19 protein-coding genes are annotated in these 24562 nt (G+C 42.2%); 6 read left to right on the top strand and 13 right to left on the bottom strand.

What is annotated here, in order from left to right:
• Window positions 1–58: 58 nt before the first annotated feature.
• Together ABTV53_RS14260 and ABTV53_RS14255 are read left to right on the top strand one after the other, a co-directional pair.
• The gene (locus tag ABTV53_RS14260) at window positions 59–2080 is read left to right on the top strand and encodes an ATP-dependent DNA helicase (protein ID WP_433753834.1); all 2022 of its coding nucleotides are present in this window, start codon (window positions 59–61) and stop codon (window positions 2078–2080) included.
• Between the two features lie 145 nt (window positions 2081–2225).
• Window positions 2226–2753 carry a DinB family protein gene (locus ABTV53_RS14255; protein ID WP_433753832.1) on the top strand — a complete coding sequence of 176 codons (528 nt, stop codon included), beginning with the start codon at window positions 2226–2228 and terminating at the stop codon, window positions 2751–2753.
• Window positions 2754–2889: 136 nt separating this feature from the next.
• Here ABTV53_RS14255 and ABTV53_RS14250 read toward each other — a convergent pair whose 3' ends face one another.
• From ABTV53_RS14250 to ABTV53_RS14235, 4 genes are all read right to left on the bottom strand, one after another.
• Window positions 2890–4605 (bottom strand): discoidin domain-containing protein, encoded by a 1716-nt coding sequence (locus ABTV53_RS14250; protein ID WP_433753830.1) that lies wholly within the window; start codon window positions 4603–4605, stop codon window positions 2890–2892.
• Between the two features lie 71 nt (window positions 4606–4676).
• A complete protein-coding gene (locus ABTV53_RS14245) occupies window positions 4677–6362 on the bottom strand; it encodes a hypothetical protein (protein ID WP_433753828.1) in 1686 nt (561 codons plus the stop codon).
• A gap of 24 nt (window positions 6363–6386) precedes the next feature.
• Window positions 6387–7256, bottom strand: coding sequence for a carbohydrate ABC transporter permease (locus ABTV53_RS14240; protein ID WP_017688372.1), 870 nt, complete (start codon window positions 7254–7256; stop codon window positions 6387–6389).
• A gap of 18 nt (window positions 7257–7274) precedes the next feature.
• The gene (locus ABTV53_RS14235; RefSeq protein WP_433754205.1) at window positions 7275–8159 is read right to left on the bottom strand and encodes an ABC transporter permease; all 885 of its coding nucleotides are present in this window, start codon (window positions 8157–8159) and stop codon (window positions 7275–7277) included.
• A gap of 316 nt (window positions 8160–8475) precedes the next feature.
• On the opposite strand from ABTV53_RS14235, the gene ABTV53_RS14230 reads away from it, so the two are divergent.
• Both ABTV53_RS14230 and ABTV53_RS14225 read left to right on the top strand, forming a co-directional pair.
• Window positions 8476–10197, top strand: a complete 1722-nt coding sequence (locus ABTV53_RS14230; protein ID WP_433753827.1) for a sensor histidine kinase — start codon at window positions 8476–8478, stop codon at window positions 10195–10197.
• Window positions 10185–11534, top strand: coding sequence for a response regulator transcription factor (locus ABTV53_RS14225; protein ID WP_433753825.1), 1350 nt, complete (start codon window positions 10185–10187; stop codon window positions 11532–11534). Before ABTV53_RS14230 ends, ABTV53_RS14225 begins: the two co-directional genes overlap by 13 nt.
• 587 nt (window positions 11535–12121) lie before the next feature.
• Here the strand turns inward: ABTV53_RS14225 and ABTV53_RS14220 are convergent.
• The 6 genes from ABTV53_RS14220 to ABTV53_RS14195 form a co-directional block, all read right to left on the bottom strand.
• On the bottom strand, window positions 12122–12883 hold the full coding sequence (locus ABTV53_RS14220; protein WP_433753823.1) for a class I SAM-dependent methyltransferase: 762 nt from the start codon (window positions 12881–12883) through the stop codon (window positions 12122–12124).
• A gap of 98 nt (window positions 12884–12981) precedes the next feature.
• On the bottom strand, window positions 12982–13863 hold the full coding sequence (locus tag ABTV53_RS14215) for a phosphotransferase family protein (protein WP_433753821.1): 882 nt from the start codon (window positions 13861–13863) through the stop codon (window positions 12982–12984).
• An 81-nt stretch (window positions 13864–13944) separates the two neighbouring features.
• Window positions 13945–14316 (bottom strand): DUF7674 family protein, encoded by a 372-nt coding sequence (locus tag ABTV53_RS14210; protein ID WP_433753819.1) that lies wholly within the window; start codon window positions 14314–14316, stop codon window positions 13945–13947.
• 582 nt (window positions 14317–14898) lie between these two features.
• Window positions 14899–16137, bottom strand: coding sequence for a DUF418 domain-containing protein (locus ABTV53_RS14205; protein WP_433753818.1), 1239 nt, complete (start codon window positions 16135–16137; stop codon window positions 14899–14901).
• A 170-nt stretch (window positions 16138–16307) separates the two neighbouring features.
• A complete protein-coding gene (gene map / locus ABTV53_RS14200) occupies window positions 16308–17048 on the bottom strand; it encodes a type I methionyl aminopeptidase (protein WP_433753816.1) in 741 nt (246 codons plus the stop codon).
• A gap of 143 nt (window positions 17049–17191) precedes the next feature.
• On the bottom strand, window positions 17192–18499 hold the full coding sequence (locus ABTV53_RS14195) for an AraC family transcriptional regulator (RefSeq protein WP_433753814.1): 1308 nt from the start codon (window positions 18497–18499) through the stop codon (window positions 17192–17194).
• A 182-nt stretch (window positions 18500–18681) separates the two neighbouring features.
• On the opposite strand from ABTV53_RS14195, the gene ABTV53_RS14190 reads away from it, so the two are divergent.
• Window positions 18682–19311 carry a GNAT family N-acetyltransferase gene (locus tag ABTV53_RS14190; RefSeq protein WP_433753812.1) on the top strand — a complete coding sequence of 210 codons (630 nt, stop codon included), beginning with the start codon at window positions 18682–18684 and terminating at the stop codon, window positions 19309–19311.
• Window positions 19312–19453: 142 nt separating this feature from the next.
• On the opposite strand, the gene ABTV53_RS14185 is transcribed toward ABTV53_RS14190, so the two are convergent.
• Window positions 19454–20416: a helix-turn-helix transcriptional regulator gene (locus ABTV53_RS14185; protein ID WP_433753810.1), complete on the bottom strand. Its 963-nt coding sequence runs from the start codon at window positions 20414–20416 to the stop codon at window positions 19454–19456.
• A gap of 130 nt (window positions 20417–20546) precedes the next feature.
• On the opposite strand from ABTV53_RS14185, the gene ABTV53_RS14180 reads away from it, so the two are divergent.
• A complete protein-coding gene (locus ABTV53_RS14180; protein WP_433753808.1) occupies window positions 20547–21671 on the top strand; it encodes a GerAB/ArcD/ProY family transporter in 1125 nt (374 codons plus the stop codon).
• Between the two features lie 85 nt (window positions 21672–21756).
• Here ABTV53_RS14180 and ABTV53_RS14175 read toward each other — a convergent pair whose 3' ends face one another.
• Entirely contained in the window at window positions 21757–23025 is a 1269-nt protein-coding gene (locus ABTV53_RS14175; protein WP_433753806.1) for a cytosine deaminase, read from the bottom strand.
• The gene (codB, locus tag ABTV53_RS14170) at window positions 22994–24271 is read right to left on the bottom strand and encodes a cytosine permease (RefSeq protein WP_433753805.1); all 1278 of its coding nucleotides are present in this window, start codon (window positions 24269–24271) and stop codon (window positions 22994–22996) included. Before codB ends, ABTV53_RS14175 begins: the two co-directional genes overlap by 32 nt.
• Window positions 24272–24562 lie beyond the last annotated feature (291 nt).

Raw genomic sequence — 24562 nt, 5'->3', positions numbered from 1 at the left:
TAAATCGTCTCCAAAATTTAATATAAGAAGATCATCATTCGGAAGAGGGGCGATCGTTATGAATTGGTTAAATGAACTCTATAAAATAAATAAACAGGAACCTGACAAGGAAATCGAACGTTCTTTGATAAACGCCATCTTCCGAATATATGACTGGTTCCCCCGAATCGGCCTTAGAGAGCGAATCGGGCAGCAAGAAATGTCTCTTGATATCGCCGATGCTTATATCCATGGACATCATGCCATGATTGAAGCTGGTGTCGGAATCGGTAAGTCTTTTGGGTACCTGATCCCAAGTCTGCTCATGAATCAAATGTCTAAGAAACCAGTCATTATAGCGACATCCTCCATTCAGCTTTCGGAACAGATACATAAAGATTTAAGGATCATTGGTAGTCGGTTGGGATTCTCAACGGTTCGCTCCGTGGTGGGGAAAGGCATGGGTCAGTATGCCTGCCGAAGTAGAGCAGCGGAATGGATCAGTCTTGATGATGCAAACTCCTCCGTATCTACCCTTGCCCAGCGCATATTAGATTATGAAATTGATGAGAGAGCCGATATTAAAGCTGGGGTTAGTGATGCCGAATGGTCCCACGTTTCCGTGAATGATTGCAAATTCGAACGTTGTCATCATAAAACTGCATGTTTGTTTTACGATATGAGAGCGAAATTGAATGCAAAAACTCACGAGATTGATTTTATTATCGTGAACCAGGACTTGCTCATACGGGATTTGATGAAGAAAAATGAAGGAACCAAAAGTATCATCTCAGAACAGCCTGCTCTGATCGTCATTGATGAAGCGCATAATCTGGAAGCTAAAGTTCGGGATGCCAGAACACTTGAGTTCACTTATCGGGGAATCTGCCGCATTCTCGATACCACGGTGCAACTTCTCACGAAGCAGTCCGGGGATAAAAATCTCTTCTCACAATCCAAGTTCATAAAAAACTGCGCTGAGCGCATCTTCAAACAGGTAAACGCGGATTTGTTCGACCACGCCAAGCAGGATAACGATCGAATTAAAGTGTCGGAGATCAAAGGAATACCGTTGCACCAGGTCTCAAACGATTTAAAAGATTTTAGTTTACGCCTTTCCATTTTGACCTCACGCCACGAGCGGGAGATCGATGATGCTTTTGAAGCCATCAACGGGCTTATTACTCTGATTAGTGTCTTATCTGAAATTGAGGACAACTATCTCTTATGGGCAAGCAGTCCCCTGGGAGTAGCCACGATCAGCATCTGTCCCAAAGATATAAGCCACTTTCTGAAATACGCTTTATTTAATGGCAAGGTTCCTGTCATCCTAACATCAGCAACGCTGTGTCAAGGCGGGGATACGCTGGAGGAACAATATTCTTATATGACGCACTCCCTTGGTTATAAGGGTGATTTCCTAGAGCGCCAACCCTCCCCTTTTGATTACACCAACCATGCCATGATGTATATCTCGAACAAAGTTCCCTATTACCACCATGATCAGCGCGAAAACTATCTTGAAGCAGCTTACAATGAAGTGGTTCAACTCTGTAATCTAACTCAGGGAAGAACAATCATTCTTTTTTCAGCAAAGGAAGACATGAAATACATTCATAAGAAGTTGATCTCAAGGGCTAGTGAAAATACATGGGCAGTCCATGTTCAGAAAGAGGGATCTTCCCAGGACAGTGTTATTGCCGAATTCAGGAAAAGCAAAGGTGTACTCCTGGGTACCGGTGTATTCTGGGAGGGTGTGAATATCGAGGGTTCTGACCTGTCACAGGTCATTATTTTCCGTCTGCCCTTCCCTGTTCCTTCCGATCCTGTATATGAATATAAGGCATCTCTAACGGAAAATCCGTTCATGGAGGTTTTTGTACCGGACATGCTTCTTCGATTACGTCAAGGAACTGGACGTTTAATACGTAGTGAAACTGACCTTGGCGTACTCAGCATACTTGACTCCCGTCTCAGTGCATTGGCTAAAAAGAGTTACCGGGAACAGGTGCTGGACACGTTGCCGTTCAAAAAAGTAACGGAGGATTTTGCGGCTTTGGAGAAATTTGTCCAAAAAAAAGGAATAGGACATACGGATTAAAAGTGGTACAGCCCAACGATATAAACTGTTCAAATCACATGAAATGGCCCTTCCGCCATTAAGCGAAAGGGCCAATTTTAATGCAGGCAGTAAGATGTATGCTACAATATATTCCAGAGTTACGAATCCCAAAGGAGGCATTACCATGGTTGAAAGACCTACTACAGATGAATATGGAGCTTATTATGAAGGGTACATCCAGCTTGTTCCTGATGGGAACATCATCGAACGTTTAGAGCTGCAAGCCAACATCGTACCAACTTTGCTCTCTTCATTGACCGAGGAGCAAGCAAATTATCGTTACGCCGAAGACAAATGGAGCGTGAAGGAGGTCATCGGCCACCTTTTGGATAACGAACGAATCATGAGCAGCCGATTGCTTCGCATCGCCAGAGGTGACCAAGCGAATCATCCCGGCTACGATCAGGATGTACTTATGCAGACCCATCCTTTCAATGCGTATACGCTGGCCGATTTGAGCGAAGAATATACCGTCACACGCCGCTCAACCATTCTTATGCTTCGTCACCTCACCCCGGAAGCTTGGCTCTGTAGAGGAATCGTCAGTGAGAATCCTGCTTCAGCTCGATCGATTGCATTTGTTATGGCTGGACATGAGCTACACCATTTATCAGTACTTCGCGATCGCTATTCGCTGGATTTGAAATTATAAAATTCATCCAGAAAAACTTTGAACCTCCATTCTCTGGAGGATCAAAGTCTTTTTCTTATTGGTCATTTTTTGTCAAATTATCGTTCAAAATGAATCAGATATGCACAAGGTTACCTCTTTTCTACTCAGAACATCGTTAATTGGTGTCCGATCCAAATACCTTCACTTCCCATAGCCTTGGCGTGTACCAATTGTTAGGGTTGTTATGAAGTGTCGCATTTTGCATATTAATTCGTACATACCTGGCAGAAGTGCTCGATAGCGTATCTGATGTGAAACCGTAAGATGTATTATTGGTTCGATCCAATGCCACGGTCCAGTTCACATTATCCGTACTGGTCTCTATTTTGTATTTGTAATAACCTTCGGAGCCTTTTTGCATCCACCAGGAGATTTGCACATTATTTAATTGTTGAACAGAGCCGAGATCGACCTTCCACCAATGTGGCCAGGAACTGCCTATACCGACCCATTCAGTTTGATAGTTACCATCATTCGCATAACTTGCCGGATTTGTTCCAGTAGCCGTTTGCGCGGTTGCCGGTTTACCTTGTGACAGCAGTTTTCCATTCTGAACGGGAATGACAATATCATCGCTTGTGTTATACAGGACTTGATCAAAATAATCATAAAATGCGTAACCATCGGAGAACCAAACGGGAAGCAGTCGTTCCTCCGTTGTTCCATTTTGCGTGCCTGCCCAGCCGAACATCCAGCGATACGCAACCATAACCACGTTGTTACCCGTATCTGGCTTCACCCGCATGACGGAACCCGACTGCGCCGAGAAGGTTGACGTGTTACCAATCGTCCGCAATTCAGACCAATCTCCGTCTATGCTTGTTGCTGAAGAATATAAAGGTATGCTCGGATACCAACCTGCAGCTTGGGAAGAGAACAAATAATAAATGCCATCCTTTTTGATCATCTTGGGCAGTTCCCTGTGTTGATTTTGATAAATAACAGAAACTTGATGATCCACATCCAGCCAATCGGAGGTCAACTTATATAAGATGGTGTCCGAATTGTTATTGGCCGTAGAGATCAGATATGCTGAGTCATCATCATCTTTGAAAATGGAGATATCCCGGGATTGGTTCCCTTCCGGTCGAAAACTTTTGTGAAATGTAAAGTCTTCTCCAGGCGTGGCCGAAGCCACCGATACTCTGGCAAGTGTATAGTCTGTACTGTTTTCATAGTGAGCCCAAAATACAAATTTGTTCGTAGGCGCATGGTACAGGATGTTAATCCCCTCAAATTTAGAATTCGCCAGATCGGGATGATCCGTGTAGGAAAGGACCACTTTGTCGTTACCGTAGGTGATGTCATCTGTTGACGTCTGTTGAATCATTTCGCCAAAACCGCCTGACGACTTTTGCACGAAATTGAATCTGTAGTAGGTGTCTCCAACTTTAAGTTCATTCGGGAGCATAAGCGTTGATTGCGTTGTGTTATCAAAAGTTGTGAGGTTATCTGGGAGGCTGTAAGGGACATATTCTGGCGAGACAGCGGAGGTTAACAAGGAAGTTCCGCCATATGCCTTCACTTGATACTTGTATGTGTTACCTATGTTGAGTTCATAATCATCCGTCGTTGTACCGGTTAAGGTCTGTAATAACGTAAAAGGCGCATTGTTCTCGGATCTGTACAACTCGTATGCAGTGGCCCCCGATACAGGTGCCCAATGGATTTTGGCGTTGGATACTTCGGATTCGTTCTTCAGCACAAACAGTGTTGCAGCAATCTTGGTCTCTTCACCAGCAGCATGAACAGTTTGGGCTGAGGACGTTAAATGAACTGTTAACAACATCAATGCAATGACAATAACCATCCACGATTTACCTTTGATCATGTCTCATCATCTCCTTTTTTAGAAGACCAACCTTCCTGTTGTCGGAAGGCTGATCCAGGTGAAACTTGACTTTATTTCAAATTCATCAGTGTCATTACATCCGTCTCGCTGGCTTGGTTGTACCATTCGTTAACTTCATCGATAACGGTGTCTCCGCCTTTTTCGTGCCACTGTTTCACAAAGATATCAAATGCTTCAAGCGGCTCATTGCCATATATGATTTTGGTAAAAGTTTCTTGTTCCATGGTGGTCAACTGTTCCCACACATTTTGCATTGTCTGCGTTGGTGGACCGTTAAACGCATTGGGCAGCAAAACATCCTTGTTTTCATATGAAATTCGGTATCCGTCCTGGGTCGTTTGGTCCTTTGAAGCGCTTTGAATGAGGACGCCTGTGTCGGCTTTAACTCCATTCGCCAGATCATAGTACGATTGACCGGGACCATCCACACTCGGTGTATTTTTGGTGAATGCCATTTTCCCAACGCCTTGTATAGCCTCTAATGGCTTATTAAATTTGGTTGGATCAAAAATCACTTCGTCGTTGACGATATCGTAATCGTATCCCTGAGCGTAGCCGTATTTGAAATCCCCCGTGCTGAACGCCGCATCGTACATTTTATCGTAGTATAGGAAGAAGGCTTCCATGTTCTGAAAATCCTTGTTAAACATGAACACGCCATCGTTCAATTGGGCGGATTGATAGGTCTTATCACCGTTCACGCCTTGAATGGTCGGATAAGCACTGATTTTTGCACCATTCACATTTTTCTCCACGTCCTTCACACTGTCGTACAGCCAAGGACGACCAATGATGATACCAGCTTTCCCCTCTGTAAAATCGGACAGTGCATCCCATGCACCTTGGGTGGCCAATTCTTTGTTCAAATACCCTTTTGCATACCAATCGCGTAACTTGGCAAGTGCCTCTTTGTTGCCATCAGCCACAGATCCATAGGTGAGTTTGCCATTGTCGTTATACCATTGCCTTGGAAGATGTTTGCCCGTGTATGCGCTAAAAATCATGACCGGATCGCTGACCCAGCCTGTATTGTAGGAATCTTTACCCGAAAATGTAAAGCCATATGTGTCTTTCTTGCCGTTCCCATCCGGGTCCTCATTAGTGAACGCCGCGATGACTTGTTCAAACTCATCAATCGTTGTTGGCGCTTTCAAATTCAATTGGTCCAACCAGTCCTGGCGGATCAACATGACTTCGCCTTCCGTCAGGTTCGGCGCAATCGCCATCCCGTAGACCTTGCCCTCCCTAACCACTGGATTGAAGGTGGTCGGGTATTGTTTATATATTTCTTTTATCCGGTCAGGCATGTAGGTTGAGATGTCTTCTGTAATCTCTTTGACCTGCCCCGACTCGATCAGATCATTGACCAGCATGGTATCATAGACGGGCAGAACGTCTGGCAGTTTTTCCGAACCCGTCAACGCTAGCCGCAGCTTGGTATTATACTGGGAAGCATCCCCGCCCAGCAGGGTGGTTTGGATCTTGATACCCAGGTTTTGTTCGCCCCAACGGGTCAAAACATTGTCATTCAAAGTTTCACCGTTGATGTACTTTCCGGCGTTTTCATCCTGTTGTTTGGCGATGGTGATCGTAAATGGCGGATCATATTTTCCATCTTTGAGCACCGATGCCGGTGCGGTCTCGGAAGCATTCTCCCCTTTGCTACAGCCAGCCACAAGCATGGCCGACAGTATGACCAGACTTACCGTCTTCCACAAATCATATCTTTTCTTCATGAATTCATGTCCCCTTTACTCTAACTATTCTTTGACGGCTCCTAGTACAATTCCCTTTACGAAATATCGTTGCAAAAATGGATAGACCAAAATGATCGGGAGCGTGCTGACGAAAATTTGGGCTGCCTTGATGCTCTGTTCAGACATGGCTGCCACCTCAGACTGGCTCATCGCCATATTTTGCATATTGCTCTGCACAACAACGGTCTGTAGGAACGAAGCCAGCGGATACTTGCTCGCATCCGACATGTACAATATCCCGTCAAACCATGAGTTCCAGTGCCCCACCATAATGAACAAGGATACGGTCGCAATGCCCGGCAGAGATAATGGTAAATATATTTTGCTGAGGATTACAAAAAAGGACGCTCCGTCAATGAAAGCTGCTTCTTCCAAAGCTTTTGGAATCGTTTTGAAAAAATTGACGAGAAGAATCAAATTATAGGCACCAAAAGCGCCCGGAAGCACAAGAGCCCATATGGTATCCTTTAATCCAAGGGCTGTGATCAATATGTAAGAAGGTATCAATCCCCCCGAGAAGAGCATGGTGAAGATAAAAAACCACATGAGCACGTTGCGTCCCCGGAATTCCTTGGATAGGGCATACCCTGCACAGGTGAGGATAAACATGCTGATGGTTGTACCCAATACGGTCCGAGTGATGGATGTCAGCATGGCACCGTTGAAATTGGAATTGTTGAACGTTTTTACATAGGCGTCCACATTGAACCCCACCGGCCAAAATGAAACCATATTACCGCTAATGGCCGCTTTGCTGCTGAGCGATTGCGCCAATAGATGAAGCAGTGGTAGAAAACACGCCAGCCCCGCCAGTATCATGAACGCGTAATTAAAATAGGAGAATACTCTATAGCCTGTCGTTTTATGGTACATGATCCCTCTCCCTCCTTGTTAGAATATTTTGTAATTGGCATATTTATAGGCCAGCCTGTAGGAGACAACGATCAAGATCAAGCTAATCCCCGATTTGAACAGTCCTACAGCGGTCCCGAAGCCATATTGTCCGTTTAACAAGGATGAACGGTAGACATAGGTATCAATGATATCTCCTGTACTGTAGACAAGTGGATTGTACAGATTGAAGACCTGATCAAAGCCCGCATCCAGAATATTGCCCAAACTCAGCGTAGAAATGACGATAATCATGGGCAACATGCTAGGCAAGGTAACGAATCGAATCTGCTGCCGGCGTGTGGCACCATCAATCTCGGCCGCTTCGTAATAAGAAGGATTAATTCCCGCAATGGTCGCCAAGTAGACAATCATGCCGAAGCCAAAGCTCTTCCACACATCGCTGATTACAACTGTGAATCGAAACAGATCAGGATCACCCAGGAAGTAAATGGGATCGTTCCCGAAAATTCGGGTCAAGATGTGGTTGATGCCTCCGTCCAAACCGAGAATGTCAATCATCAAGCCTGCCACAGTAACCCAGGACAAGAAATGCGGCAGATACACCAGTGTCTGAACACTTTTTTTAATGCCCATATTTCGGATCTCACTCAGCAGAATAGCCATGACAATCGGAACGATGATGCCAACAATAATTTTAGAAACAGCGATAATTAGCGTATTGACGATCGCTTGTGTGGCCTCTTTATATTGGAAAATCCGTTCGAAATTATCTAACCCGATCCACCGTGAACCTGTGATGCCCAGCCAGGGTTTGTAGTCCTGAAATGCCATGAGCAAACCTACCATCGGGCCATAAGAAAAGATGCAGACAAACACAAATGCGGGAATACACAGTACATACAAGGGCCAGCTTTTCTTAATTTCCTTTTTGAATGAACTCCGCTGGGAAAGCTTCGTTTTTGTTTTTTTTGCGGATCTGGCGGGCACAATCTCGTTAATGTTGCATACCTCCTCTATGATGGTTCTTCGAAAGCGATCCTTGAAGATAAGCTTAACAAAAGCGCTTTCACTCCAAAATGCCAAAATTTCAAGATCATCACCCCGCCCTGAAGCATTTTAAAACCGCTTTCATTTCTCACTGTTGCTGCCCTTCCGCTTTTCTAAGGTTTGGCTTATATTAAAGTTAATCCGATATGGATTTTAACTTCTGTGTTTGGCGATATGAAAGGAAAAACATATGATCCGAAAAATGTATATGAAGCGATTCATCTATTTCTTTGTTTTTTTTCTGCTGCTGACGTTAAGTTTGTTTTTCGTGATGAATCGATTGAGCTCCAAGACACTTGAAGAAAATCTGATTGGCGCTTCCAAAAACCAGCTTGACTATGTGAAAGGCATTCTTGACGGGATTATATACGAGGCTAACATGTACGGAGTTCAATATGCAGCTGACAGTGATGTACGATTTTATCAGAGGCATGTTATCGAGCTGAACAATTACGATTCCCAAATGAAGAAAAACGAAATCGTTGATCGCTTGCGGCAAACACTCCTATCCAGTCGATCGATTGAATCGATCGGCATTTACTGGAAGTCTGAAGAAACGTTTCTGTCCACCAACAGTACCCCGGAGGCGAGACTTCCGTTCAAGGATGTTCATGGGCGGGGATGGCACATCGTCGGCAATAGTTTGTATTACTTCGCCCTCTACCCTTACATTCAAAAATCAGGACAAACAGAACCGACTCAGTACGTCGTTGGTGTAAAGCTGAATACCGATTATTTGAAAAATCTGCTGAAAAAGGCTGTGAACAACGACAGCTCAAATGCTTTTTTTTGGTTTAATTCCCAACAGTTATGGAGTGAGAAAGAAGTCGACGATGATCTATTGAAAGCGGTTACTGAAATGCTTTCTCCACAGCCGGAGATCACTTTGAAATATGATTATCACACCAATTCAGACGACTATTATGTTCTTTCCCGATATATTGAATCAATTGACGCCTACCTGATTACATATACACAGACGAATGATTTTCTGCAACCGATTGACCGCAACCGCAAAGTTTTTTTTGCCAGCATTTTAGCCGTTTTCACGCTTGGTCTGGTTGTGATCTTTACGTTTTACCGGAACTATTACCGTAATATTCGTTTGTTGGAGCGGAAGTTTTCGCAGGTCGAACAAGGCAATCACAATACACGTATAACCGAAAATACGGATAGAGAGTTCTACAGCCTGTTCAGAAGTTTTAATCATATGGTTACCGAGATCCAGGATCTGTTCGTATCCTTGAAAACCGAAACGGAACTAAGACGAAGTGCCGAACTTCAACAACTCCAGGCTCAGATCAATCCTCATTTTTTGTACAACAGTTTGTTTTTCATCATGTCGGTGGCTCAATTTTCACCTGATTCTGTCATGCGCATGAGCAAACATCTGGCTGAATATTATCGTTATTTAACGAAGTTGGATCGGCATGAAGTCACGCTGGAAAGCGAGCTTCAGTTTGCGGAACATTTTCTGATTATTATGGCTCTTAGCAAAAAATTGGAGTACAGCATTGATCTGCCACCTGAACTGTCCTCCCTTCCCCTCATGCCGCTGATCATCCAGCCAGTGGTTGAAAATGCGATTCAACATGGAATCGAAGGACAACAAGGTGCCCATCGGGTGACGATTGATGTAAAACAGACGGAGTCTGCGATAACGATCAAGGTTTCCGATGATGGTAAAGGTCTTTCGCTAGATGATATCCGTAGCCTGGAGGCTCGGATTGAGAGTGATACCCCGCCTGAAGGAATTAAAGGCGTAGGGCTCTGGAATGTAAATCGACGGCTGAAAAATACGTACGGCGAACTTAGCGGGTTACATTTTACTACTAATGATTGGGGCGGCTTGTCCGTCCTGCTGCTCATCAGCATTCCCGAGGTGAAAGGAGATAACGAATGCGATTATTAATTGTGGATGACGGACATTATGTCGTTGAATATATGAAGCACTTACTCGATTGGAACACCTTTGGCATTGATCAGATCGAGACGATGACCAATTCGATTGAAGCCCGAGAGATGCTGACCCAAAAGCATATCGATATTCTGATCACTGACATCCGAATGCCTGAGGTCTCAGGTATTGATCTGCTTCAACATATCCACCAACATAGTTTGCCAACCAAAGTGATCATTCTCTCCGGCTATTCCGAGTTCGAATATGCGCAACAAGGAATTCGTTTAGGTGCGCTCGACTACCTGCTCAAACCTGTCGACAAAGATGATGTGGAGAAAGCCATGTCGAAAGCCATCAATAATATTACAAAGACACGGCCCGCTCAACCTAGTTCATGGGAGAACTTCGATGGATTGGAGTTTCTGCTATCGCTGCTTAGTCATAACGAGACATTAAGTAAGGAATATGAGGCTTATGCTGAATTTATAGGGCGTCGTCGTATGTGCTGCTTCAAGCTGGACGGTTTCACACAGGAACATGAGGATGTTATAAAACATGCTGTCGGAGACAAACTGGATCGTCTCGTTTGGACTGCGGGCACGCGACTGTTCTCTCTTGTTACGGAAGAAGCTGCTGGGGAACTAACTATTGAACTGGAGCAATCGGTCGTATCCCCTCCCTTTACATTGACCGATCGCAACGTGACCCGGCAGATGTTTTACAGGTTTTTCCTTAATGAGGACGTACGTGCGGACGACTTTGTTGGCTTATTAGGCTATTCTCCATCATGTGGTGATTGGGAGTCAGCGGGAAATATCATTAAAAAATATGATCAAATCCATCTCCATAAGCAAAAAGTAATCTTTCTTATGGAGACCATTCTATATGTATATCTGACGGATAAGGATCGCGATCCCTCTGAAACCGTGGAGTGGATATTCAACCAGTTACGCTATCCTGATGAACTATCCTCAACTCTCATGGGTCGGGTCAGTCGGATCAGAAACAACAAACAGATGTCCATTCAAACCATCGTTGACAAAGTACAAACGTATATCGAAGACCATCTGTCACAAGGCCTTAGCCTGGATGAACTGGGCAAAGTTGCCCATCTCCATCCCGTCTACTTTTCCAAACTGTTTAAACAGGAGACGGGCGAAAATGTGTCAAACTACATTTCCAGGAAGAGGCTGGAGAAAGCTTCTCAACTGCTTCAGGATTCGGAACTCCGTGTAGCCGATATAGCACAGATGGTTGGTTACCGAAAAAATCAATATTTTATCCAGTTATTCAAAGTGGAATACGGAGTTACGCCCTACCAGTACCGCAGAAATATGATCCATCAATGACTTTGGTTGAATATGTTATTTAAATGTTATGTCCAATGCAGTATAGTAAAAGCCCAACATCCACTCTTGTGATTACAGAGTGAGTTGGGCCTATTTAGTGCCGTTTAACCTTGAGTTAGGTCGATCATCTTATCGAAGCAATATGAATCTCTGTCATAGCCTCCGTTATACTCATAAAAAGCATGGGCGTTGGCTCGCTTCATTCCGCTGCATAAGAGCGTTATTTTTTCTTAACCGGTATCCAGATTTCTTTTGAAACATTCCCATGCCATGACATTCCATAATACATTTCGAAAGTAGGGCCCCTCAACCTGTTCGTATTCAGATGTCGGAAACCACCCAAAACGCATCCGGCGAATCATACCCATATTTCATGGCGCCATTCATCCTGTCAAACCAATCCATCGTATTCCCTCCCTTCAAGGTATTTTTATGGGAAATAATTAAAGAATACCTTGCAGTTTCTGCACGAAAAAGTCAGCAAAAAAATTGCTCTTGTGGTTTTTACCTAAAAAGATATCCGTCCTAACTTTGTGCTGATTCACTTATTCCCTATGAGTGGTTCTTTTAAGGGATAGAACTTCCGTTTATTTATTAGCTACAATTGTAAATTCCCATGGAATATTCTCATTTCCCCAACCACGATGCTCATCAAATTTCTTTATATTAAAGCCAGATGTGATAACGGAATTTATTATTTCGCTAAGAGTATACAGCCTAATCGAAACATCTGGAAAGTTCTGTTGTTCATCTTGATCGAAATAATGTTTATATGCTACATCGCCACTATGCAATTCTTCGTCAAAGTAGTTTGGTTGGATTGGGTATTCGATTTGAGAATTAGAGGAAACGAAACATCTTCTTAAAGGATGAAAATCACTCAAAATCATTACACCATCATCTTTAAGTAATGAGAACAGTAGAGACATGAATTTTTCAATGTCATTGAAATAGTGTAAAATTCCGCCTTCCAAATATAACAGGTCAAAATGACCACTATACTTTTCTAAATCTATATCATAAATATCAGTAACAACATATTGTATAGAAACATTAGCGGAGTCTGCCAGTTCTAGTGCATATTTTTTGTTTTCTTCAGATATATCAAATACGGTTACATCTGCGCCTAACAGAGCTAATGGGACTGCTTTTCTTCCGTTTGAACCACATAGGTTAGCAATCCTTTTTCCTGCAATCTGTTCAAAATACTGCTTATGTTTTTTAAGCTGTGCTAGGGGATTCGCTAATATTTGTTGTGCTTTTTCCTTAGGTGAACCATCTCGTTTGTTCCAAAACTCATATGCCCGATGTTCCCAAGCTACCTTATTTTTAGCACTTTGTTCATTCATACTAAGTCAAATCTCCCTTCTATTACCCTGTTATGATAGCGCATACAATTCTATAGTAGAATATGGGCTGAAGCCCTATCCTATATAAACAACAATACTCAACACTCCACCGAATTCTTTAAAATAAGAATATTCTCTTGAAGGAACGTATGATTTTTTTCAATTCCTCTTTTTTTACACCAAACAACTGCGCTGAAAGCATCGTAAAAATCGTAAAATGGCAGCACTCTTTCCAGAGCCAACATAGGTCGAATCGATTGATAACCTTTAATGAACGGTATCTTTGTTCTCGGATTGGCTTTCCAAATATATCGATTAACTTTTGTGAAATCTATTTCCGAGGAACCACTACGAGCACTCTCGAAATCAATAATGCCAGCAACCTCGTTACCATTCACCAATATATTACCTGGTCTAAAATCCATGTGAACAATGCATGGTCCGTCAGGATGCGGTAAAGCAGAGAAAACTCCATCAAAGTGATGAATACATCTCTCATACAATTCAGAGTCGAGAATTTCTTTACATGGCTCTTTCCACTTTTCAAAATTACTTTTGATATGTAATCTCCAATTATTTTGGTCAAGTAACTTAAAACCATCTGTTACATGGTAACCATACCCAGGAGTATTAACCTCATGGAGCATAGCATGATATACGCCAATCTGAAAAGAAAGTTTCTCATCAATCTCTCCTGTACAAGGCATACCTTGAATTGCTGAAAGGAGCAAAGCTCCAGCAGCACTTTCATCCCCGTACCATATGTCCAATACCTTAGGAACCGGTATTACACCCTTTAATTGTTCAAGCATCTGAAATTCACGGAATAGTTTATCCTTATTAAAAGGGATTTTCACAAACACGTTTTCTCCACTGACGAGAGTAAGTTTGTATACATCAGAACTAAATGACTCTGGAACATCTTCGATATTTAAGACATTCAACTTTAGCTTTTCTATAACTTTTAAAATGGTATTCATATGTCGCCTCCTGTTTTGGAAGATTTCTTCCGATTTTATTACGAGGTCGCGAAAAGAATACATGGATCAAGGCAGATTATTCTATGAAAAATATTTTCCTGAGTGTAAATCTTCTATTTCTTGAGAAAGTCTTTTAGTATGTAACTTCATATAACATTGAGCTTTTTGCAAAATATCTGTATGCCCACCTAGATCATACAAGATTGTAGTAGATAACACTTGTACAATATAAAGGCTCGTTTGAGTTGCCATCCATTCAAAAAAATTGAAAAACTTCTCAATTTGTTCTGTATCATCATTTTCACGAAGCAATCCTTCAACATAAGTAGCCACTTCATCACCAAAAAACACATGTCCTAGAAACTCTTGATATAAATCCAAATGTTCTATATAACTATCGTGGAATTCAGGAAAAAGTTCTAAAAATTGATTGATTAAAATACCTTTGTCCATTCTCCAAGCTCCCTACCTTCCTGCCTGCAAATACTTACTGTTCTTTTCGTTTAAAGAACATCTTGCCAACCATGAGTCCCATAGCAGATGAACAGATCAGATATCCAAAGAACAAGAAAAGTAAATAAACACCATGAAGATCTGCGGGAATCTGTTTTACACCTTCAAACCAAACCAAACGGAAAGGATAAAAAATGACTACCCAAATGATCAGCAAGAAAAGAAGAAAATTAATTATTTTTAGCACAATAATGATCCTTTCAAGCCTGAGTGCAAACAGTTGAATGTACATGCTTCATTTTTCATTTCACATTACCTTACCACTGCCCGCACTATAATAGTTAGCTTATGTATTAGAGTTGATATGTTGAATCTATAAAAACTACAAATTATTACAGGAAACATTAGGGACATTTCATATTCTAACAACCTAAGGTAAACACCTCTCTGTTAAATAACGTTAAAGTTAGGTGGAAATTCGTATCTTGCTTTCAGTTTAGGACGATGATCGCTACGGTATAAAGAAGCCTTTTCTTTTATCGAAACGGGCTTCTTTATGCATTTCACGATAGCACTTTATGTTTACTTGACATTAGGGCTGTTTTCATACGTAGCTAAGTTTGATCTTTTCTTCTTTCTTGGCTGTCCATTCCAGGACAGATAGGTCCACATCCGGAGGAGGTACTCGACAGGCCCATTGCGGAACTTCTTAAAATATAGCGGACTGAGCCACAATTGAATGCCGTACACAGCAAGCGCAATAATAGCTCCGATAAAAACGCCAGCGCTTCCAAACAGTCCCAAGCCATATCCATAGAAAATCGTCGTACAAATTACGCTTTGCATCAGGTAATTCGTCAACGAGAGACGGCCGACCGCCTCGAACCTGCCCATCAGGCTGGAACGGCGTTTTCCAGCATATAACAGCGCAAATGCGTATATGTATCCCAGTGAAAGCAACGTTCCTCCAAGCGTCCCCCCGATACCGATACCGAGCCAACCTTCCGCACCCCATTGTGGCGCCAATACGCCGTATGCTTTGAGTATCAAACCAACTGGGATCAATAACGATGCCCGGCGAAGATACATAGTCCGCATCGATTGTGGATCGCTAAACGTGCCGGTTCTGGCAGCGTGCATGCCGAGCAGGAACATCGGCACTGTCATGAGTGGCGCTAACATCAGGGCTATCAGGGCGTATGACAGCTCCAAATCCCCGCCGTATGGATCGCCGTTATTACTGAAATTCCTGATTTCCGCGTATGTGCCGCTACCGTATACATCCTGACTTTGAATGATGTAGTTCTCCATATGAATGGACTCAATCGCCAGCGGGTTCATCGGATTAGATGCCGGGAGACCAAGTATCCCCGCTCCCATGAGTAGCAGTACAGCCCAAATGAGCAGCGTTATAGGCTTCCGATTAAGGAACATGAGCAGGAAGAAACCGAGTACGCCATAAAAAGTCAGGATATCTCCTTCCCACAGATAGATGATGTGTAGTAATCCAATTCCAAACAGTAGCAGAAAACGGCGTGCCAGATGACACTTTGGTCGTAAATCTCGTGATTTTAGGCTTTCCGAGAGCTTAACCATACCGAAACCAAACATAAATGCAAAAATCGGCATAAAACTGCCCACCACAGTGATCAGCAGGAACGAGAGAAAAGCCTGATCTGCTCCGCCAATCCCGAACAGTTGGGGTTTGCTCTGGCCATACATTCCATATTGAAAAGCCAGCATATTCGCCAGCACAATGCCGGCCAGACTGAATCCACGCAGTCCATCAATGACTTGAATGCGCTTTTTTGATGTGCTCAATCAATCACCTCTGTCTATAACATAAAGATCAGATTTAAATATACGTTAAATCCTTCCATAATTTCAACATAAATTAATAAGTGAACGTTTATATTAAGATTTACTTTGACGTACCAATAAAACAAAGACAAAAAAAGTCGCTAAATTTAGCGACTTTCAGTTTGGACACCTTAAAGAGTGACAATGATTGGACCATTTTTAGTAAGAATAATCGTATGTTCTATTTGAGCTACATAGCTGTTTTTAGTAACAAAGGTCCAGCCATCTCCTGTCTGGACTACTTCTTCTTCTGAAGTTGAGATAAATGGCTCGAATGCGATAACCATGCCTTCTTTTAACAATTCATCATCCGATGTATCATTATAATTGTAGATGTGGTCAGGTGCTTCGTGTATTCCACGTCCAACACCATGTCCTGTAAGGTTTTTAATAACCGTTAATTCATGCTGTCTTGCAGTTTGGAATACGGCTTTTCCGATTCCGCTTTTTTTGGAGCCAGGTTTTGCTTTTTTGAGACCTGCTTCAAATGCCAGTTTAACAACGTCGCATATTTTTGTTAACACTTCTGCACCTTCGCCTACGACAAACGAGATTCCCGTATCTGCAAAATAACTGTTCTTGGAGCCAGACACATCAATATTGACGATGTCCCCTTCTTGAATAACCCGATCTCCCGGAATACCATGTGCCACTTCTTCATTAACACTAATACAAGTAAATCCCGGGAAATTATATTCACTTTTTGGAGCAGAAACTGCGCCAGCTTTCTCAAAAAGCTCTCCTGCCAAATCATCAAGTTCTTTAGTTGTTACGCCTGGGATGGTTCTTTGAACCAATTCATCTCGAATAGAAGCCACAATTTTGCCAATTTCCTTCAAGCCATTAAAATCTTCTTCTGTTCTTGCGATCATTTTTTCTTACCTCACTATCTTTTATCATTAATTGATTACATAAGTATTTTTTAGATTGAACATTAGATAATCATATCCAAAGCTACAAAGCTTCGCAACTTTTTTATCCACATGTGAGTGTGGTTGTTCTCTTGTTTCTTCTGTTAATGAAGCTCAATTCTCCATCTCTTCATATGTTCTGCGCCATAAGTGAGGGTATAGTTTTGAAATAGTTCTTGTATGGTAGTGATCTGTTCAGCAATAACATTACTACTCGTTCTGACGACAAATACAGGAGAAATATTGTTTTCCCTGAATTGGTTGAGCAGCCATGTCAAAACTTGAAAATCGTTACGGTTTGCAATATCCAAAGTTTCTTCAAATCCAAAAACGTTGTTGGGGCTTAAGTTGTTTACCTGAAGGATCATTTCAAGATACGCTTGTGAATCACCTTTTACTAATTCAGATAACCTGATCAAATATGGAGCAGTTGAATTTTGTTCATTAGGCCCAAATATATCAATGTGAATCCATTTATTTAGTTCGCTGTTTACTGTCTCAGGAATTTTAAATAATCCGCGATGGCTTGCGAGAACTAATACCGGATCGATGATTTCTCTACAGTGATTTTTCATCTCTTGTTTCTTTTTATGTTGTTCACGAAATGCTTTCGGTCCTTCCGGGAAAATCTTATTAAATCGTTGATAAAAATATCTGGGCGAAGAAAAACCACTCTCGATTGATATTTCTACCAGACTTCGATCTGTCGTCAATAATTGTTTGATTGCATGATCAATGCGCAAGTAATGAAGTAAATTTTGCAGCGTATCTCCTATCAATAACTTAAATTGTGATGACAAATAATCTAAATTTAAATATTCCTCGGTATGTTTGGCGATCTCATTCAAAGATGGCTTGTTAATAAACCCCTTATCATTAAATAAATAACCATATATTCTTCCTATTCGTTGCAGCTTGGTCGGGTTCCCTTCAAACATTCTTTTCGCATCAAAATTCATAATGAGCAGGTCCAACAATTGTTCGACTGTATTCTTTAACGTTAAAAATGGCATCTCACTCGTAGTTACAATTGGAGTTATTAACGTGCATATGGCCTCAATGATTCCTTCTACTCGTTCTAATCCTAGATATGCTCCAGGGCTAAATTCATGTGTAAACCAGACATATGATAAATCGGAAAAATAAGCTTTTGCAAATTCAGTATCGATATTTATTTGGAGGACGACATTATCTTCATCGGTCTCCCATAGACGGTGAACTTGATTGATATTGAAAATTTCTATTGCACCAGCACCTAGTTTTCTTTGTTCATCTGTAATAGCAACATGAATGCTACCTTCCAACACAATCACCACTTCAATGGAATTATGCCAACGGAACGGCTCATCTTTGACATTTAGAAACTGTACGTTCATGGGAGAACTGTCGGTGATATAACCCATACCACTCATCTTGGGATCTCCTCCTTTCACTCCAATTCAACGAATCCTAAGCAAGATTCGAGCAACATACGAAGAAATCTAAGAAATGTACCCACAACTCAAAGAAATGTGAATTGTTCACGCTTCTGCATTTTAGGAAAATGAATGATAGATCATCAACAAACTTTAATTGAAGGATTGGGGAGATATCCATGAATCAAATTCAAATCAGACATCAGCTTAATGCACATCAACAAGAACAAGTTGCACATTTATTTTACGAGGCTTTTCCATTGAAAGTAAAACATCTTTGGTTATATGCAAAAACGAAAAAACAAGCAGTACAACTATTATCTCGGTCTATTCAATTTGAACAAGGCATTTACGCATTAAGAAATGAAGAAGTGGTTGGGTTTCTTGGTTACAATATCGGCAAAAAAGCGTTCACACCTGCCAATTATACAGCTTTTCGGAACGTGTACTCCCCATTTGTAGGGACATGGCGATTTTTATGTTATGCGTTTTATCTAAAATTTCATTTGTATCACGAACATGTATTACATATTGACCCTATTGCCGTATCTGAAGAAGCTCGTGGTCATGGAATAGGTAAATTGCTATTAAGTAAGTTGGAACATGTCGCAATCAATAAGGAAATTACTAAAATCAATCTAGAGGTCGTGGATACCAATCCTTCGGCACTAAAATTATATGAACGGTTCGGTTATATGCTCAAAAAAGAACTAAAATCCGGCCCATTTACTGCCAAGGCAGGCTTCAAAAAAGTGATATTTATGCAAAAATGCTTAGTGATCTCCCATTCATCAATCAAATCAGAATAAAGGAGGACAAAGATCATAGTCAAAACGTAAAGGCTTTCCCGAGATGTGTTGAGCCAATGCCTCCGGTGATGCCATCGCCGTGTACATGTAAATGTCATCATTATAAAATAACTTCACTGACATTTATTTGTTAGTGAAGTTGTTAAAGTTGATAGTATTCCATTAACTCGGATACAACAGCAACAAGTCTGTCCTTCAAAAGCTGTGGTTCAATGACTTGAATGGATTTCCCGTAGGATAGCAGAAAATAGGGGACGTATGTATGAATTGATTTTTCATCAAATAAAAAGATGGCTTGATTGGGAGTCCGCTCTTTCAGATAATGTCCCATAAACCAATGCAGCCCCAAGTCATCCAATGCCTCTGATCGGCCTTCGATAACCAAGGAAATTAACCCCTCTTTGCCCACTACATCAGGTAACAAATTTTGCATAAATAATTCACGAGCAGAAATAGATTCCGAACGCTTAAAGCGCAGCGAAGTAGGCTTGATTCGCAGAATACGATCTGCCCGAAAGCTGCGAAATTCATTTCTCAAGTGGCAAAATGCAATGGTATACCATTTATTATTCCAGTAAACCATTCCATATGGGTCTATTACTCTTTTTTTGGGTTGTTCATCACGGCTTCTGCGATAATCAATTTCGACAGAGCAATCATTAGCCACGGCTTGCTCCAATTCCGCCAAAATCGGCTGAACGGATGTATTTCCCATACGATTGATAACGTTAAACCCGGCCAAATGACGACGAAGTTTGTTTTCCTGATCCTGATTTGAATACATTTTCAATTTGGATGTTGCATTGTCCAATGCCTCACTCAAAGGGTATCCAGCTTCTTTTGCAAACACAGCAGCTTGGAGAATTGCCTTTTTTTCATCAATATCAAATAACAGAGGTGCTTTGATATGCTGATTCAGCAAGCTATACCCGCCGTTATGACCGGTATCGGAAATGATTGGTACTCCACTGGCACATAATGCATCAATATATCGATATACGGTTCTTATATTGATTTCTAACTTTTCGGACATTTGTTTTGCAGTTACTTTGGTGCCTGAATTCAGCATCCACAGAATGGCTAACATATTATCGTTCTTTGGCATAACCTACATCCTCATCTTCAAATCATTATTGGATATCTCAACATTATATCAGTACAGCATATTTTACATAAAACAACTGTGTTGGGCTAAACTACCCAGAAATATATTCTCCGGTTTGGAGCGAAGGCCAATGAAGCAATCCACATCTAATATTAATACCTCCGAGGTTATTATTGTAGTTATCAATTCAATACTCGGAGCTGGAATTCTAACACTCCCTCGCACAATTAGTAAAGCAGTAGGAACACCGGATGTATGGATTTCTGTCATTTTAGCAGGATTAATTGTAACCACAATCAGCATCCTCCTTGTAACCTTGTGTCGTAGATTCCCCGGTAAAACGGTATTCGAATTTATACCTGAAATCACAGGTCAGTGGATTGCTTATCTGTTGGGACTTTTAATTATCTTATATTTTGTTGTTCTTTGTTCATTCGAAGTCAGAGTCATGGCCGAAATTACAAGTATGTACATCCTTGAGCGAACGCCTACTTGGGTCACTATTATGGTCAGTTTGTGGATTGGTATTTATATGTTAACGGGTGGTCTTAAGGTCATCATCCGAGTCTTTTCAATCGTGTTGCCCGTTACGCTTGCGTTACTAGCGCTGGTTTTCCTTTTAAGCAGCAAGATGTTTGAACTTAATAACCTCAGACCACTCCTGGGCGATGGATTCATGCCTGTGTTGAAGGGTCTTAAACCTTCGTGTCTCTCCTATTCTGGATATGAAGTTTTACTCATCATCACAGCCTACATGGTGGATGTGAAAGCGAGCAATAAAGCTGCTATATACAGCATACTTAGTTGTACGATTATCTATTTGGTCACGATTGTCACCGTGGTGGGGAATTTATCCTTGCCGGGAATTCAAACACGAATGTGGCCAACGTTCGACATGGTTCGGAGTTTTGAAATTGAGGGATTTCTTTTTGAACGTTATGAATCACTGTTCATTGTGTTTTGGTTGATGCAGATCTTTGCAACTTATGCTTTTAAACACTATTTTGCGGCAATCGGGATCCGAGATTTATTTCGTCTCAAAAATATTACGAGCATACAATTCGCGATGCTGCCGGTTTTGTATGTAATTGCTTCCTTGCCTAAAAACCTGGAGGAAACCTTAGCTTTGGGTGATTTTCTTGGCAATATATCCATTTTTCTATTTGGTTTGTTACCACTGCTACTGCTGGTCATTAGTTTTGTTCGTAAAAAAGGCGGGAAGAAGGCTTCCAGTGAAGCACTTAAGGCAAGCTGAATGTTTGGTTCTTATTGTGTGTGGACAGTAAAAAAACAAAAAAGCCGCTAAAATAACGACTTTTAATGGGAGTATATTTTCTCTATTATTTATTGAAAGTAACCTTCTCTGAACCGCCCTCAAAAATGATCGATGTGTCCCGCGGCTTCGATTCCGCAATTTTACGACCACCTCTGTAAGAATAAAGTACGCCGGCTTGTTTGCGAACAGCCTCATATTCATTCTCTGCTTCAAGTACGATGAAGTTGGCAGGTTTACCTTCTTCAATACCGTATACATCCTCGATGTGTAACGTTCTTGCGCTGTTTTTGGTAATGAGGTCAATCGAATTCACGATTTGGTCGTAACCAAGCAACTGGGAAGCATGAATTCCCATATGCAGCACTTGCAGCATGTTGCCTGTACCGAGTGGATACCATGGATCGAAGATGTCATCGTGACCAAAGCACACATTCAGACCTGCTTCCTGCAACTCTTTGACACGCGTCAGCCCTCTTCTCTTTGGATACGTGTCGAAGCGTCCTTGCAGGTGAATGTTGACCAGCGGATTCGAGACAAAGTTCAGATCAGCCATCTTCAGCAAACGGAACAACTTGTACGTATAAGCGTCATTATATGAGCCCATCGCTGTTGTGTGACTTGCCGTTGTGCGTGAACCCAGTCCACGTTCGTAGGCTTCCTTGGCAACAACTTCAACAAAACGGGATTGCTCATCATCGATTTCATCGCAATGGATATCAATGAGACGATCGTATTTTTCGGCCAGATCAAACGCAACTTTCATTGAATCAACGCCGTATTCCCGTGTGAATTCGAAGTGTGGAATGCCGCCGACCACATCAACGCCCATTTTTAGTGACTCTTCCAGCAATTCTGCCCCGTTTGGATAAGAGTGAATGCCTTCCTGTGGAAAAGCAACAAGCTGGATGTCCATATATGGAGCCATTTCTTCTTTTACTTCAAGCATCGCTTTAACGGCAATCAAGCTTGGATCGGTAACGTCCACATGTGTTCGTACATGCTGGATGCCCTGTGCCAATTGCCACTTGAGTGCCGTTTTGGAGCGAGTCTTGACATCCTCAAGTGTTAAGAAAGCCTTGCGCTCTGACCAGCGCTGGATGCCTTCGAACAGCGTCCCGCTTAGATTCCATTCCGGTTCACCTGCTGTGAGCGTTGTATCGAGATGAATATGAGGTTCAATGAACGGTGGCAGCACAAGCGATTCGTTGACATCCAGGATCTCCTCATTTTCGGCAGCTTCCAGTGATTGTGTAATTCTTTCGAACTTCCCTTCTTTCACAACGATATTCCATAGTCCTTCTTTACCCCGCAATTTTGCGTTTTGTATAATCATTTATTTTCCCCATTTCTTTGGTTTCTTTGGCAGGAACAATTATCATCAAGATGATATAAGCCGCTGCTGTGCCAATAAGTGCGTTCAGTGGTGTTACCCCAGGAGCCAATTGTGCAAATGCAACGCCGATGGCCCAAGCCAACATCGCAACCCAGTTTACATTTTTAAAAGACATGTCGGCAAATGGCTTATAATTTCTACGTTTCACAATGAAGTAATCTGCGATAATAATAGCCCCGATGGATGGTACCGCCGCGCCTAGTACATTCAGGAAACTGACGAAGTTGTTGTACATCCACATGGCGAATACGGTACCCACGATACCGTTTACGATGACGAAGAATTTCTTCGAAATTTTGGTGATGTTGGCAAAACCAAGACCCGAGGCGTACAGTGCATTATCGTTGGTCGTCCAGATATTCAGGCCCAGAACAATAATTGCCGGAATCATTAACCCTTGCAAGAACATGACCTCCGAGATATCGGCCAGGTTATAGGCCATCGCACCAACTGCACCGAAGAGAAACATGAGTGAGTTACCCAGGAAGAATGCAATAACTGTTGCGGTAACTGCCTGTTTGGATGTCCGGGAAAACCGTGCAAAATCGGGTGTCAGCGTTCCGCCGCTTATGAATGATCCGATACAGATCGTTAATGCTGCCGCCGCGGTAAGCGACTGAGTCGGCGTGTAATCAAGCAACCCTTGCAGACCACCCAGCGATCCTGCACCTTCGAACATGGAGTAACCACCGAGAATGGCGATCGCAGGAACTGCGATATAACTGAGAATGACGAGCGACTTCATGCCGTAGATAGCTGATGCTGTCATGGCAAGTCCGAACACCAGGATCAACAGGTATACGTTCCAGTCCATGGCTTTCGCGACCGGAATCGCGAACATGGCCACACCAACACCGAACCATCCAACCTGAGTGAAGCCTAGTAGAAACGAAGGCAGATACGATCCTTTCGCACCGAACGCATATTTAGCAAGCAAATGTGTGGACAGTCCCGTTTTGGCAGCGATATGCGCCAATGCTCCTGTATAGATACCGAGCACCAGGTTGCCTGCAAGGACGATGCCAATGAACTCCATAAACGTCAAGCTGACGCCCAACGTCCCTCCTGCCAGCATACTTGCTGAGAAAAATGTAAAACCGAGCATGACGGATAACGTCTTCCAAAAGTTGTTTCTTTGTGCTTTCGGCACCGCTTGCCATGAAAACTCTTGATCTTGTTTGCTCATCAGAATACCCCCAACATAAAGTGTATCTGATACCAAAAAAAGCAGAAAAAAGAGGCTACTCGTCAAGTTTTACACTGACAAGTAGCCTCTTTTTGCATCATAATCCGCGCGAAGACACAGAGCACCCTATTCGGAATATGCCCTGATTCTCGCGTGATTATGAAATCCGCTGCCCTTGCCAGCCTCTCTGGACTGAATTAAAGGTACCAGTATTCAATTACATACTATTATTTTGGAAAACTCTGCAGTTGTCAATGTCATTATTATCCAACAATTATTAATTCCTTCGTT

The sequence above is a fragment of the Paenibacillus amylolyticus genome (genome assembly GCF_050990605.1).
GTDB lineage: Bacteria > Bacillota > Bacilli > Paenibacillales > Paenibacillaceae > Paenibacillus > Paenibacillus amylolyticus_H.
This window is presented reverse-complemented; position numbering and strand designations above follow the sequence as displayed.

Coding starts and splice junctions, on each gene's coding strand:
- ABTV53_RS14195 (WP_433753814.1), bottom strand. CDS start 18,499: ATGAGTGGTATGGGTTATATCACCGACAGTTCTCCCATGAACGTACAG.
- ABTV53_RS14260 (WP_433753834.1), top strand. CDS start 59: ATGAATTGGTTAAATGAACTCTATAAAATAAATAAACAGGAACCTGAC.
- map (WP_433753816.1), bottom strand. CDS start 17,048: ATGATCGCAAGAACAGAAGAAGATTTTAATGGCTTGAAGGAAATTGGC.
- ABTV53_RS14225 (WP_433753825.1), top strand. CDS start 10,185: ATGCGATTATTAATTGTGGATGACGGACATTATGTCGTTGAATATATG.
- ABTV53_RS14245 (WP_433753828.1), bottom strand. CDS start 6,362: ATGAAGAAAAGATATGATTTGTGGAAGACGGTAAGTCTGGTCATACTG.
- ABTV53_RS14210 (WP_433753819.1), bottom strand. CDS start 14,316: ATGGACAAAGGTATTTTAATCAATCAATTTTTAGAACTTTTTCCTGAA.
- ABTV53_RS14240 (WP_017688372.1), bottom strand. CDS start 7,256: ATGTACCATAAAACGACAGGCTATAGAGTATTCTCCTATTTTAATTAC.
- ABTV53_RS14180 (WP_433753808.1), top strand. CDS start 20,547: ATGAAGCAATCCACATCTAATATTAATACCTCCGAGGTTATTATTGTA.
- ABTV53_RS14215 (WP_433753821.1), bottom strand. CDS start 13,863: ATGAATACCATTTTAAAAGTTATAGAAAAGCTAAAGTTGAATGTCTTA.
- ABTV53_RS14190 (WP_433753812.1), top strand. CDS start 18,682: ATGAATCAAATTCAAATCAGACATCAGCTTAATGCACATCAACAAGAA.
- ABTV53_RS14175 (WP_433753806.1), bottom strand. CDS start 23,025: ATGATTATACAAAACGCAAAATTGCGGGGTAAAGAAGGACTATGGAAT.
- ABTV53_RS14220 (WP_433753823.1), bottom strand. CDS start 12,883: ATGAATGAACAAAGTGCTAAAAATAAGGTAGCTTGGGAACATCGGGCA.
- ABTV53_RS14255 (WP_433753832.1), top strand. CDS start 2,226: ATGGTTGAAAGACCTACTACAGATGAATATGGAGCTTATTATGAAGGG.
- ABTV53_RS14185 (WP_433753810.1), bottom strand. CDS start 20,416: ATGCCAAAGAACGATAATATGTTAGCCATTCTGTGGATGCTGAATTCA.
- ABTV53_RS14230 (WP_433753827.1), top strand. CDS start 8,476: ATGATCCGAAAAATGTATATGAAGCGATTCATCTATTTCTTTGTTTTT.
- ABTV53_RS14250 (WP_433753830.1), bottom strand. CDS start 4,605: ATGATCAAAGGTAAATCGTGGATGGTTATTGTCATTGCATTGATGTTG.
- codB (WP_433753805.1), bottom strand. CDS start 24,271: ATGAGCAAACAAGATCAAGAGTTTTCATGGCAAGCGGTGCCGAAAGCA.